Annotated in this window: 12 protein-coding genes and 1 riboswitch; of the genes, 7 read left to right on the forward strand and 5 right to left on the reverse strand. The window is 72.9% G+C overall.

Features of this window, described 5'->3' with window-relative positions; genetic code table 11:
- Positions 1–1,019: aminotransferase-like domain-containing protein (locus tag FRZ03_RS37980; protein ID WP_146469762.1), on the forward strand; the 1,019-nt coding region annotated here is incomplete at its 5' end.
- 9 nt (positions 1,020–1,028) lie between these two features.
- On the opposite strand, the gene FRZ03_RS37985 is transcribed toward FRZ03_RS37980, so the two are convergent.
- Together FRZ03_RS37985 and FRZ03_RS37990 are read right to left on the reverse strand one after the other, a co-directional pair.
- Complete coding sequence (locus tag FRZ03_RS37985) at positions 1,029–1,886, reverse strand: helix-turn-helix domain-containing protein (RefSeq protein WP_146469714.1); 858 nt, start codon at positions 1,884–1,886, stop codon at positions 1,029–1,031.
- A gap of 171 nt (positions 1,887–2,057) precedes the next feature.
- The gene (locus FRZ03_RS37990; RefSeq protein WP_146469763.1) at positions 2,058–2,888 is read right to left on the reverse strand and encodes a DMT family transporter; all 831 of its coding nucleotides are present in this window, start codon (positions 2,886–2,888) and stop codon (positions 2,058–2,060) included.
- Between the two features lie 121 nt (positions 2,889–3,009).
- Between FRZ03_RS37990 and FRZ03_RS37995 the strand changes: the two genes are divergently transcribed.
- Together FRZ03_RS37995 and FRZ03_RS38000 are read left to right on the forward strand one after the other, a co-directional pair.
- Positions 3,010–3,381 (forward strand): hypothetical protein, encoded by a 372-nt coding sequence (locus FRZ03_RS37995; protein ID WP_146469715.1) that lies wholly within the window; start codon positions 3,010–3,012, stop codon positions 3,379–3,381.
- Positions 3,382–3,393: 12 nt separating this feature from the next.
- The gene (locus FRZ03_RS38000) at positions 3,394–4,575 is read left to right on the forward strand and encodes a glutathionylspermidine synthase family protein (protein ID WP_146469716.1); all 1,182 of its coding nucleotides are present in this window, start codon (positions 3,394–3,396) and stop codon (positions 4,573–4,575) included.
- 48 nt (positions 4,576–4,623) lie between these two features.
- Here FRZ03_RS38000 and FRZ03_RS38005 read toward each other — a convergent pair whose 3' ends face one another.
- Positions 4,624–6,075, reverse strand: a complete 1,452-nt coding sequence (locus tag FRZ03_RS38005; protein ID WP_146469717.1) for an endonuclease/exonuclease/phosphatase family protein — start codon at positions 6,073–6,075, stop codon at positions 4,624–4,626.
- Between the two features lie 139 nt (positions 6,076–6,214).
- Positions 6,215–6,304: riboswitch (ZMP/ZTP riboswitch) on the forward strand.
- A gap of 32 nt (positions 6,305–6,336) precedes the next feature.
- On the opposite strand from FRZ03_RS38005, the gene FRZ03_RS38010 reads away from it, so the two are divergent.
- The 3 genes from FRZ03_RS38010 (at position 6,337) to FRZ03_RS38020 (ending at position 9,671) form a co-directional block, all read left to right on the forward strand.
- A complete protein-coding gene (locus FRZ03_RS38010) occupies positions 6,337–7,782 on the forward strand; it encodes a glycine hydroxymethyltransferase (protein ID WP_146469718.1) in 1,446 nt (481 codons plus the stop codon).
- A 70-nt stretch (positions 7,783–7,852) separates the two neighbouring features.
- Positions 7,853–8,878, forward strand: coding sequence for a tryptophan--tRNA ligase (trpS, locus tag FRZ03_RS38015; protein ID WP_398662244.1), 1,026 nt, complete (start codon positions 7,853–7,855; stop codon positions 8,876–8,878).
- Between the two features lie 208 nt (positions 8,879–9,086).
- Positions 9,087–9,671, forward strand: coding sequence for a 2'-5' RNA ligase family protein (locus FRZ03_RS38020; protein ID WP_146469720.1), 585 nt, complete (start codon positions 9,087–9,089; stop codon positions 9,669–9,671).
- A 7-nt stretch (positions 9,672–9,678) separates the two neighbouring features.
- Here FRZ03_RS38020 and FRZ03_RS38025 read toward each other — a convergent pair whose 3' ends face one another.
- On the reverse strand, positions 9,679–10,440 hold the full coding sequence (locus FRZ03_RS38025) for an SDR family NAD(P)-dependent oxidoreductase (RefSeq protein WP_186785829.1): 762 nt from the start codon (positions 10,438–10,440) through the stop codon (positions 9,679–9,681).
- Positions 10,441–10,588: 148 nt separating this feature from the next.
- On the opposite strand from FRZ03_RS38025, the gene FRZ03_RS38030 reads away from it, so the two are divergent.
- A complete protein-coding gene (locus FRZ03_RS38030) occupies positions 10,589–11,500 on the forward strand; it encodes a YihY/virulence factor BrkB family protein (protein ID WP_146469721.1) in 912 nt (303 codons plus the stop codon).
- Here the strand turns inward: FRZ03_RS38030 and FRZ03_RS38035 are convergent.
- The coding region (locus FRZ03_RS38035) for a D-alanyl-D-alanine carboxypeptidase family protein (RefSeq protein WP_261399506.1) at positions 11,448–12,635 on the reverse strand (1,188 nt) is incomplete at its 5' end. The two genes, FRZ03_RS38030 and FRZ03_RS38035, sit on opposite strands and share 53 nt — an antisense overlap.

Genomic DNA, 12,635 nt, shown 5'->3' on the forward strand with positions numbered 1-12,635 from the left:
AATGGGCCAGGGCCGCCCGCCGCGCGCTGGCCGCCGCCCCCAACGACGCCCTCGGCTACGGCGATCCCCGCGGCCGCCCCGAGCTGCGCACCGCCCTCGCCGGCTACCTCGCCCGCGCCCGGGGCGTGCACGCCGACCCGGAGAACACGGTGGTCAGCGCCGGCTTCTCGGGCGCCCTGCGGCTGCTCGGACCGGTGCTGCGCGCCCGCGGGGTGCGCACGGTGGCCGTCGAGCCGTACGGCCTCGACCTGTACCGGGGACTGCTGGAGAACGCGGGCCTCACGACCACCGCGCTGGCGTACGACGGACTCGGCACCGAGCCGAGCCCGTTGGGCACCGAAGGCGCCGTACTCCTCACCCCCGCCCACCAGTTCCCCATGGGCCTGCCGCTGCACCCGGACCGGCGCGCGGCGGTCGTGGACTGGGCCCGGCGCACCGGCGCGCTGGTCCTGGAGGACGACTACGACGGCGAGTTCCGCTACGACCGCCAGCCCGTCGGCGCGCTCCAGGGCCTCGATCCCGACCGCGTCGTCTACCTCGGCACCGCCAGCAAGTCGCTGGCGCCCGGCATCCGGCTGGGCTGGATGGTGCTGCCGCCCGACCTGGCGGAGGAGGTCACCGCGGCCAAGGGGCACTCCGACACGGTGGGCGTGCTGGAGCAGCTCACCCTCGCCGAGTTCCTCACCTCGGGCGCCTACGACCGGCAGGTCCGCTCCGCCCGGCTGCGCTACCGGCGCCGCCGCGACGCGCTCGCCGCCGCCGTCGCCGACCGGGCGCCCGGGGTGCGGGTCACCGGGATCGCCGCCGGACTGCACGCGGTGCTGCGGCTGCCGCCCGGCACCGAGCCCGCCGTGATCCAGGCCGCCGCCTGGCAGGGCCTCGCCCTGCACGGCCTGTCCTACTACCGGCACCCCAAGAGCACGGCCGAGCACCTGGACGCGCTGGTCGTGGGCTACGGGACCCCCTCCGACAGCGCCTGGCCGGCGGCGCTGGAGGCGCTGTGCCGGGTGCTGCCGTAGCGGCACGGCTCAGCCGGCGGCCGGCCGGAACACCAGGAAGAAGAACCGGGCGCCCGGCGAACCCAGCGGCTGCGCCGCGCACAGGGTCACCGCGCCCGGCACCGACGGGGCGTGCTCGGCGCAGCACCGGTCCGCGCCGGGGGAGACGAGCCCCGCGTGGCGCACCGGCCGGGTGTCCCCGTCCTGCTGCACATAGGTGATGTCGTGCCGCCGGTAGACGGGCCCCACCACGGGGTCGTCGTTCACCTCGGCGTCCAGCCGGCGCAGATCGGCGTTGTCCGGATGGGCCGCCACCGCCGCCCGCAGCTGGGCCGCGACGGGCGCCGCCCACCGCTCCTCCCAGTCCACCAGATGGTGCTCGCGCGCCTCCTCGCACAGCAGCATCCAGCGCATCAGGTTGCGCTCGGGCAACTCGGGCTCCGCGCCCTGGCGCCGGGGGAACATGCGCAGGAAGTCGTCGTTCCAGCCGAGGAGGTTCCAGGCCACGTCGTTGACGTAGCAGGGCAGGCCCGACACGCCCCGGACCGCCATGGGCCAGGCCGGGTCCACCCGGGTGCCGGCCTCCGGGTTCATCGGGACGGGCGGCTCGTGGCCCAGCGCGTACACGTACAGCGCGCTCCGCTCCGGCTCCGCCATGCGCAGCACCCCGGCGACGGCGTCGAGGAACTCCGGCGCGGGGGAGGGCATGTCGCCCCGCTCCAGCTGGGCGTAGGTGCGCTCGGAGACGTACAGCGCGTGCGCCACCTGGGCCTGCGAGAGTCCGGCGGAGCGCCGGCCGCGCCCGGTGCGGCGGGGCCAGCCCAGCTCGGTGGGGTCGATCAGCGAGCGCTTGTGGCGCAGCAGCGACCGCAGGGCTTGCCTGTCCATCCCTCGTTCCCTCCCGGTGAGCGCGCGACCTCGCCGCCCCGCCCCGGCAAATACCGGAAGTCTACGTTCCTGAAAAGCCGGTTCCGGAAAAAGAAGCTCCTGGTCACGGGCGGCCGGACGGCACAGGATGGTGCGCGGACCGGTTGCGCTGCGGGGGGCGCAGCCGGTCCCTCACTCCTGTTCGGCCTCTGCCGCGGGCGCCTCGCCGAACCGGGCCAGGGCCAGCGCGCCCGCCACCGCCACCGCGAAGCCCAGCACCGCGAGCCAGGCCAGACCCTCACGGGTGCGGTCGCCGAGCCAGACGACGCCGATCGCCGCCGGTCCGATCGTCTCGCCGATCACCATGCCGGCCGTCGCCGCCGTCACCGAACCGCGTTGCAGGGCCGAGGTCAGCAGCATGAAGGCGGCGCCCCCGCCGATCAGCAGCGCGTAGACCGCCGGGTTGGTCAGCAGGGCGCCCAGCGCGAGGCTGTCGATCAGCCGGACCGACACCTCCACCACCCCGAACCCGAGACCGGCCCCGAGCCCCAGCACCGGCCCCCGCGCGGGCCCGGACAGCCGGCCGCCCGCGAACCCGAGCGCCAGCAGCCCCACCGCCACCGCGAGCATCACCCACCGCAGCGTGTCCGAGCCGTCCGCGCCGCCCTCCGGGCCGGACGCCAGCCCCAGCATCGCGAGCCCGGCGCACACCACGCCCACCGCGCCCCACTCCGTGCCGCTGAGCCGCACCGCCAGCAGCCGGGCCGCGACCACCGCCGTCACCGCGAGACTGGCCGCGAGGGCGGCGCCCACCGCGTAGATCGGCAGCGTACGCAGCGCCGCGATCTGGAACAGGAAGCCCAGCCCGTCCAGCGCCAGCCCGGCGAGATACCGCCACTGCCGCAACGCCCGCAGCAGCAGCGCCGCCTCACCGCCCCCGCCGGGACCCGCCTGCCGCGCCGCGACCGCCTGCAACACCGTCGCGGCACCGAAGCAGACCGCCGCCCCGAGGGCACACACCATTCCAAAGAGCACAAAGGGACTCTAGGGGAGGCCTGACATGCTCACCCCCCCCCTTGGCCGGTCTTCACACCCGTCTCTAGGCTGGCCCGGAGCGTTCGCGGCACACACGGGGGTAAAGAAGATGGCCGAATCGACGCGTCGGTTGCGTTCCGGTGCGGTGGTGCTCGGCGGGGTGGGGCTGCTCGCCGCCGCGCTCACCGCCTGCTCCTCCGAGCCGGACAAGCGCTGCGTGGACCGCGGCAGCTACGACTACGCCAAGGGCTACAAGGCCGTCTCGGACAAGAACTGCAAGTCCGTCAAGACGCGGGTGGACGGCGCCTGGTACTACGGCGGCAAGAAGAAGGGCGCCTGGGTGGACGGCGGTTCCTTCACCAAGCCCAGCCGGAGGTCCGGCTCCTCGGGCGGGCACGGGGACTCCTCGGACCACTACGGCGGCGGCCACGGAGTGCACCGCGGCGGCTTCGGCGGCGGCTCCCACGGCTCCGGCGGCTGACCGGGGCATCGGATGGAACGCCGTACCACCACCCCGCGCCCCGGCTGGCAGCGGACCGTCGAGGAGCAGGGGCTGATCTACCCGCTCACCCGCCACCCCGACGGGAGTCTGCGCCCCTACTGGGACGAGAGCGCGTACTACGTCTTCTCCCTCGCCGAGATCGAGGCGCTGGAGGAGACGGTCGCGGAACTGCACGCCATGTGCCTGGCGGCGGCCGGCCACATCGTGGCGGAAGGCCGCCTCGCCGACCTCGGCATCACCGACCCGCGGGTGGCCGCGGCGGTCACGGAGTCCTGGCACCGGCGCGCCGGACTCCCCTCCTTCTACGGCCGTTTCGACCTGCGCTACGACGGCACGGGCCCCGCCAAGCTGCTGGAGTACAACGCCGACACCCCCACCTCCCTGGTGGAGGCCGCCTCCCCGCAGTGGTTCTGGATGGAGGACCGCTTCCCCGGCGCCGACCAGTGGAACTCCCTGCACGAACGCCTGGTGGAGTCCTGGCGCCGGCAGGCCGCGCTGCTGCCGCCCGGCAGCCCGCTGCACTTCGCGCACTCCGCGGCCGACGAGCTGGGCGAGGACCTGATGACGGTCGCCTATCTGAAGGAGACCGCGCAGCAGGCGGGCCTGGAGACCGACTGGCTCGCGATGGAGGAGATCGGCTGGGACACCCTCTCCGGCCGCTTCGTGGACAACCGGCTCCGGTTCATCCGCAGCATCTTCAAGCTCTACCCTTGGGAGTGGCTCACCACCGACGCCTTCGGCGGCCACGTCCTGGACACCCTCGACCACGGCGGCGGCAGCGGCAGCACCCTGTGGATCGAACCGGCCTGGAAGATGCTCCTGAGCAACAAGGCCCTGCTGGCCGTCCTGTGGGAGCTGTACCCCGGCCACCCCAACCTGCTCGCCGCCCACCTCGACGGTCCCCGCGACCTCGCCGCCACCGGCTACGTCGCCAAACCCCTGCTGGGGCGCGAGGGCGAGGGCATCACCCTGCACCCGCCGGGCAGCGCGTCCGCGCCGCGCCCCGACCCCTGCTGCTACCAGCGGCTCGCCCCGCTGCCCGTCTTCGACGGCAACCACGTCGTCCTCGGCGCCTGGGTCGTCGACGGCGAACCGGCGGGCCTCGGCATCCGCGAGTCGGCGGGCCCCGTCACCGACGAGTACGCCCGCTTCCTGCCGCACGTGATCCTCTGAGCGACCGGCCCCTCCGGCGAACCGGGGGGACCGGCGGGCGGAGCGGGCTCAGAAGGTGACGGTCGCGTGGATCACCCGGTGGTCCGAGAGCGCCGGGTCCACGACCTCGCAGCCGTACGACGGGCCGACCGGGCCGAAGATGTAGTCGATCTTGTTGTTGCCGTCGGTGGGCGCGCCGGTGTGCGCCGCGTCCGGGGCCGCCTGACCGCACTCCTGGTGACCGGAGTACAGGGTGTCGAGGAAGGACACGTCCGCCGTGGTCGTGTTCAGGTCGCCGCCGTAGAAGGCCGTGTACCCGGCGCTCTCCAGGCCGTCCACGATGGACCGCAGCTGGGCGGCCTGCTGCTTGCGCTTGGTGCCGTCGGGGTCGTCGCCGGCCTCCTTGCCGTTGCTGTCCAGGTAGTGGCCGCTGCTGAGGTGCGCGTCGCAGTAGACCGTCCCGTCCTCGGGGACGGCGGCGCACAGCGCGGGACGCTGTTCCTTGCCGGCCGGGGACGGCAGCGTGTACCCGCGGTACCAGGTGTTGGTGTCCTTGACCGCGAGGGCGATGCCGAAGGAGCCGCGGTCGGTGCCGCTGGTGCTGTCCATGCAGCTCTTCTGGGCCATGAGCGTCGGGTCGGTCGACCCGTCCGCGTCGACGACCTTGTAGTACGTGGGCGCGAACCGCACGTCCCAGCCGCCGCCGAGCCGGCTCTCCAGCTGGAGCTCCAGCGGCTTGACCGCCTTCTCGCAGATCTCCTGGAAGAAGATCGCCTCCGGCCGGTGGCCGAGCGAGCCGGCCAGGTCGCCGGCGACGCCGGAGGCGACCGTGTCCGCGTCGGCGTACTGGAGCTTGCACGCCGCGCTCGTGTTGTTGTTCGCGCACAGGTTCCACGAGGCGATGTCGTGCCGTCCCGAGGCCTTCACGGCCGGGGCGGGGGGCGCCGTCGTGGCCCCGGTGCCGCCGACCTTCTCGAAGGTGAACCGCTCCCAGCTGCCGACCGTGCCGGAACGGGCGCGCAGCAGACCCTGGTCGCCGCCGGTGTAGTTGAACTCGGCCGTGACGTAGAGCCCGTTGGCGGCGGACTTCAGCGCGTACGTGCCGTCGCTCTGTGGGACGACGTAGAAGCGCTCCCAGGAACCGGTGTTGGTGCCCCGGGCGCGCAGCATGCCCGCCTGGCTGCCGGTGGTGCTGATCTCCGAGGTGACGTAGAGGCCGTTCTCCTCGTTGCGCAGCGTGATGGTCGTGCCGTAGCCCACGCCCGAGATGTTGTCGGTGTGCAGGCTGAAGGTCTCCCAGCTGCCGACGGAGGTCGAACGGGCCCGCAGCTTGCCGTTCTGGGCGCCGGAGTCGTTCACCTCGGCGGCGACGTAGAGCCCGTTCACCTTGAGGGCCCAGCGCTGGCCGGTGGAGGACGGCGGGGCCGACGCCGCGAAGGCGGACGACGCCGGCAGGGCCACCACACCGGTGACCGCGGCCAGGACCGCCACGAGCAGCAGACAGAGTCTTCGCATGTTCATCCAAGCATCAGAAGCGAGTTTGATTTCCGAACTGGATGATCTTGCTGGCGGGACGCCGGATCGGCAAGCGGTTTTCCGGCCGCCCTCGCCCGCATGGTGGACGTCGGATCTTCCGGTCCGCGCGCGCCCGGTACGCTGAGCCACGGGCCGTGACTGGCGCGCTGGGATGGGACGGACCATCGGGGAGCGGCCTCGCGGGAAATCAGTGCCGTGCGCCTGGGCCGAACGTGAACGCTGAACGCACACCGTCCGGAGGTCCCCATGCCAGAGCCCCTGTCCACCGAGTCCACCGCCTTCCGCGCCGCCCTCGACGTGGTCCGCGCCGTGGAGCCGCGGGTCGCCGACGCCATCGGCCAGGAGGTCACCGACCAGCGCGCGATGCTCAAGCTGATCGCCTCGGAGAACTACGCCTCGCCGGCCACCCTCCTCGCGATGGGCAACTGGTTCAGCGACAAGTACGCCGAAGGCACCGTCGGCCGCCGCTTCTACGCCGGCTGCCGCAACGTGGACACCGTCGAGTCCCTGGCCGCCGAGCACGCCCGGGAGCTCTTCGGCGCCCGGCACGCCTACGTCCAGCCGCACTCCGGCATCGACGCCAACCTGGTCGCCTTCTGGGCCGTGCTCGCCGACCGCGTCGAGGTCCCCTTCCTGGAGAAGACCGGCGCCCGCCAGGTCAACGACCTCACCGACGCCGACTGGGCCGAGCTGCGCCAGGCCTTCGGCAACCAGCGGATGCTCGGCATGTCCCTGGACGCCGGCGGCCACCTCACCCACGGCTTCCGCCCGAACATCTCCGGCAAGATGTTCGACCAGCGCTCCTACGGCACCGACCCGGCCACCGGCCTCATCGACTACGAGGCGCTGCGCGCCCAGGCCCGCGAGTTCAAGCCGCTGATCATCGTGGCCGGCTACTCCGCCTACCCCCGCCTGGTGAACTTCCGGATCATGCGCGAGATCGCCGACGAGGTCGGCGCGACCCTCATGGTCGACATGGCCCACTTCGCCGGCCTGGTCGCGGGCAAGGTCCTCACCGGCGACTTCGACCCGGTCCCGCACGCCCAGATCGTCACCACCACCACCCACAAGTCGCTGCGCGGCCCGCGCGGCGGCATGGTGCTGTGCGACGACTCCCTCAAGGACCAGGTCGACCGCGGCTGCCCGATGGTCCTCGGCGGCCCGCTGCCGCACGTCATGGCCGCCAAGGCGGTCGCCCTGGCCGAGGCCCGGCAGCCCTCCTTCCAGGACTACGCCCGGCGGATCGTGGACAACTCCCGCGCGCTGGCCGAGAGCCTGATGCGCCGGGGCGCCACCCTGGTCACCGGCGGCACCGACAACCACCTCAACCTGATCGACGTCGCCGGCTCCTACGGCCTCACCGGCCGTCAGGCCGAGGCCGCCCTCCTCGACTCCGGCATCGTCACCAACCGCAACGCCATCCCGGCCGACCCCAACGGCGCCTGGTACACCTCCGGCATCCGCATCGGCACCCCCGCCCTGACCACCCGCGGCCTCGGCACGGCGGAGATGGACGAGGTGGCGGGCCTGATCGACCGGGTCCTCACCACCACCGAACCGGGCACCACCAAGTCGGGCGCCCCGAGCAAGGCCGCCCACGTGCTGGACGAGAAGGTCGCGCAGGAGATCGCCCAGCGGGCGACCGACCTGGTGTCGGGCTTCCCGCTGTACCCGGAAGTCGACCTGGGCTGAGGCGCTCTACCGGGGCGCGGGCGACCGCGCCCCACCTCAGGGGCCTGGCGCACCCTGGGCCGATGAGAGAATGGGGGACATGGCCTCTGCTGAAAAGCCTCGCGTGCTCTCCGGTATCCAGCCCACCGCCGGCTCGTTCCACCTCGGTAACTACCTCGGCGCCGTCCGCCAGTGGGTGTCGCTCCAGGAGAGTCACGACGCCTTCTACATGGTCGTCGACCTGCACGCGATCACGGTCCCGCAGGACCCGAAGGAACTGCGGGCCAACACCCGCCTGGCCGCCGCCCAGCTGCTCGCCGCCGGCCTGGACCCGGACCGCTGCACCCTGTTCGTGCAGAGCCACGTCCCGGAGCACGCCGAGCTGGCCTGGGTGATGAACTGCCTCACCGGCTTCGGCGAGGCCGGCCGGATGACCCAGTTCAAGGACAAGTCCGCCAAGCAGGGCGCCGAGCGGGCCTCCGTCGGCCTGTTCACCTACCCGATCCTCCAGGTCGCGGACATCCTGCTGTACCAGGCCGACCAGGTGCCGGTCGGCGAGGACCAGCGCCAGCACATCGAGCTGACCCGGGACCTGGCCGAGCGGTTCAACGGCCGCTTCGGGCAGACGTTCACGATCCCGTCGCCGTACATCCTCAAGGAGACGGCGAAGATCTACGACCTCCAGGACCCGTCGATCAAGATGAGCAAGTCGGCGTCCACGCCGAAGGGCCTCATCAACCTGCTGGACGACCCGAAGACCACCGCCAAGAAGGTCAAGAGCGCCGTCACCGACACCGACACGGTGATCCGCTACGACGCCGAGGCGAAGCCGGGCGTGTCCAACCTGCTCACCATCTACTCGACCCTCACCGGCAAGTCTGTCGCCGAGCTGGAGCGGGAGTACGAGGGCAAGATGTACGGCGCCCTCAAGACCGACCTCGCCGAGGTGATGGTGGAGTTCGTGACGCCGTTCAAGGAGCGCACCCAGCAGTACCTGGACGACGCCGAGACGCTGGACTCGGTCCTGGCCAAGGGCGCGGAGAAGGCGCGCGCCGTCGCCGCGGAGACCCTGGCCCAGGCCTACGACCGCGTCGGCTTCCTGCCGGCCAAGCACTGAGCGCGTACGGCCGCCCCGAGGAGCACGGACCGCGCCGTGAGGCACGGACCGGCGCTGAGGAGCACGGCCGTTCGCACGCCCGTGGGGGCAGAGCGCTGCACATCACTTCCGTTGCGCCTGCCCACAGGACATCCATAGCCGTACAGTCGAATCCGAGGGCCGGGGAGACCCGGCCGGGCGGACGACGGACGCGACGACAGGAGACGACGTGGGGACCGTAACGATCGGCGTGTCGATCGCGGTCCCGGAGCCTCACGGCAGCCTGCTCCAGGAGCGGCGCGCGGGCTTCGGCGACGCCGCGGCCTACGGCATTCCCACGCACGTCACGCTGCTGCCGCCGACCGAGGTCCCCGAGGACGCGCTGCCCGCCGTCGAAGCACATCTGGTCCGGGTCGCCGCGGGCGGCCGCCCGTTCCCGATGCGGCTGCACGGCACGGGCACCTTCCGGCCGCTGTCCCCGGTGGTCTACGTCCGGGTGGTCCAGGGCGCCGAGGAGTGCGCGCTGCTCCAGCAGCGGGTCCGCGAGGGCTCCGGGCCGTGTGCCCGCGAACTCCAGTTCCCGTACCACCCCCATGTCACCGTGGCGCACGGCATCGAGGAGGCGGCGATGGACCGCGCCTTCGCGGAGCTGGCCGGCTTCGAGGCCGAGTGGCCGTGCACCGGGTTCGCGCTGTACGAGCAGGGCGCGGACGGGGTGTGGCGCAAGCTGCGCGAGTTCACCTTCGGCGGCCCCGTGGTGCCGACCCAGGCCGGCCCGGCCGACATCGGCCGCGGCACCATCGCCAGCCGGTAACCGCTCCTCACAGCGGCAGCCTGCGCAGCAGCGCGCGCGGCGCGTGCCGCAGCGCGGCCGTCACCAGCCGCAGCACACCCGGCACCCACACCGTCTCCGAGCCCCGGCGCAGCCCCAGTTCGATCGCGGTGGCGACCGCCTGCGGGGTGGTGGCGAACGGCTCCCGGGGCCGGCCCGCCGTCATCCTCGTGCGCACGAACGCGGGGCGTACGACCATCACCCGCACCCCCGTGCCGTACAGGGCGTCGCCGAGGCCCTGGGCGAAGGTGTCCAGGCCCGCCTTGCTGGAGCCGTAGATGAAGTCGGCGCGGCGGGCGCGCTCGCCGGCGGTGGCGGAGAGGACGACGAGGGAGCCGTGGCCCTGGGACTGGAGGGCGCTCGCGGCGATCAGGCCCGCGCACACGGCCCCGGTGTAGTTGGTCTGGGCGACCCGTACGGCACGCAGCGGTTCGCGCTCGTCGTGGGCCTGGTCGCCGAGGACGCCGAAGGCGAGCAGCACCAGGTCGACGGGGCCCTCGGCGAACACCTTGCCGAGCGCGGCCTCGTGGGCCGCGGGGTCGAGGGCGTCGAAGCCGACCGTGCGGACGTCGGCGCCGAGGGCGCGCAGGTCCTCGGCGGCCCGGTCCAGGGCGGGGGAGGGGCGGCCGGCCAGCCACACGGTGCGGGCGCCGCGGGCGATCAGCCGGCGGGCGGTGGCGAGGCCGATCTCGGAGGTGCCGCCGAGGACGAGCAGGGACTTGGGCAGGGCGAGGGCGTCCGTCACAGACATGCCCGTGACCGTATCGTCCATAAGTGGGCTGTTCGTCCTTCGTCACCTTGCCGGGGCCAAGATCACCCGAAGGTGGGACGGTCGGGCTCCGTCGGCCGGTTGCGGGGTACCCACACATGGGACGTCGCGCAGAGGGCAGGGACGGATCATGGACTGGCTCAAGAGACTGCCCGTCATCGGGCCGCTGGTGACCTGGCTGACGGCGACCCACGCGTGGCGGGCGTTCGAGCGGCTGGACCGGGTGAAGTGGTCCCGGCTGGCCGCCGCGATGACCTTCGTCAGTTTCGTGGCGCTGTTCCCGCTGCTCACCGTGGCCGCGGCCGTCGCCGCCGCCACCCTCAGCACCGCCCAGCAGCAGACCGTCGAGCACAAGATCGCCGAGCAGTTCCCGGGGGTCGTCTCCAGCCAGCTGGACATCACCTCGCTGGTCCAGAACGCCGGCACCGTCGGAGTGATCGCGGGTGCCGCGCTGCTGTTCACCGGCGTCGGCTGGGTCGGCCAGGTGCGGGACTGCCTGCGCGCGGTCTGGGAGCTGCCGGACCAGGAGCAGAACCCGCTGGTCGCCAAGGCCAAGGACGCCGGCGTCCTGGTCGGCTTCGGCGGCGCCCTGCTGGTCACCCTCGCCGCCTCCACCCTCGCCTCGGCCGCCGTCGGCAAGGTCTCCGAGCAGCTCGGCCTCGACCAGCACGGCTGGGGCACCGTGCTGCTCCAGGTCGCCGCCTTCGCCGTCGCCGTGCTCGCCGACTTCCTCGTGCTGCTCTACGTGCTGACCCTGCTGCCCGGGGTGGAGCCGCCGCGCCGCCGTCTGGTGATCGCCGCACTGCTCGGCGCGGTCGGCTTCGAACTGCTGAAACTGCTGCTCAGCGGCTATATCCAGGGGGTGGCCGCGAAGAGCATGTACGGCGCGTTCGGCGTCCCCGTGGCGCTGCTGCTGTGGATCAACTTCACCGCGAAACTCGTCCTGTACTGCGCCGCCTGGACGGCCACCCCGAGCGACGCGGCCGAGGTCAGGAGCGAGGCCGACGGCGCATCAGATCCGGCAGCGGCCACCGGCGGTTGACCAGGAACACCCCGCCCGCCAGCAGCACCAGCAGACCGCCCGCGACTCCGAGCGCGGTGCCCATGCCCCGGGAGCCGCCGGCGGCGGCCGCCACCGGCTCGGAGACCGCCCGCCCGGCCGGGGCCGGTGCCGTCGCCGAACCGCTCGGCGCGCCGGTGGTCGCAGCGGCGGTCCTCGGCGGCACCAGCTCGCCCACCGGAGTCACCTTGCCGGCCGCCTGGAAGCCCCAGTCGAACAGCTTCGCCGTCTCCTTGTAGACCTCGTTGTGCTCCGCCTTCTGCGGGTTCATCACGGTGACGAGCAGCACCCGGCCGCCCCGCTCGGCGACCCCGGTGAAGGTGGCGCCCGCGTGTGTGGTGTTGCCGTTCTTGACGCCCGCGATGCCCTGGTAGACCGGGACATCGGTGTCGCCGCTGAGCAGCCGGTTGGTGTTGCGGATCTCCGTGCCGCCGAAGTCGGCGCTCACGGTGGAGCAGTAGTCCCGGAAGTCCTTCTTCTGGAGCCCGGAGCGGGCGATCAGCGACAGGTCGTACGCCGAGGAGACCTGGCCCGGCTCGTCGTAGCCGTCGGGGGAGACCACGTGGGTGTCCCGCGCCTGGAGTTCGTCCGCGTGCCGCTGCATGTCCCGCACGGTGTCGGCGACGGTCCCGTTCATCGCGGACAGCACGTGCACCGCGTCGTTGCCCGAGCGCAGGAACACCCCGAGCCACAGGTCGTGGACGCTGTAGGTGTGGCCCGCCTTTATCCCGACCACGCTGGAGCCCTCGCCCATGCCGTCGAGGTCCCGGGCCGCCACCCGGTGCTCCGTCGTCTTCGGGAAGCGGGGCAGCAGGGTGTCCGCGAACAGCATCTTCAGGGTGGACGCCGGGGGCAGCGGCCAGTGCGCGTTGTGCGCGGCGAGCACGTCCCCGTTCTCCGCGTCCGCGACGATCCAGGACCGCCCGGTGAGCTTCTTCGGGAGCTTCGGCACCCCCGGCCCGGCGTTCACCTGCGTACCGGCCTGGCCCAGCCGCGCGCCGCCGATCTCCGACATCTTCCCCGGCGGCTTCGCCTTGTCGTCGTCCGGCTTCTCGGCGGCAACTGCCGGGAACGCGGCGGAAAGCGTCAGCAAGGCGGTGGAGGCGACCAGCACGGT

The organism is Streptomyces misionensis (assembly GCF_007896895.1).
Taxonomy (GTDB): domain Bacteria; phylum Actinomycetota; class Actinomycetes; order Streptomycetales; family Streptomycetaceae; genus Streptomyces; species Streptomyces misionensis_A.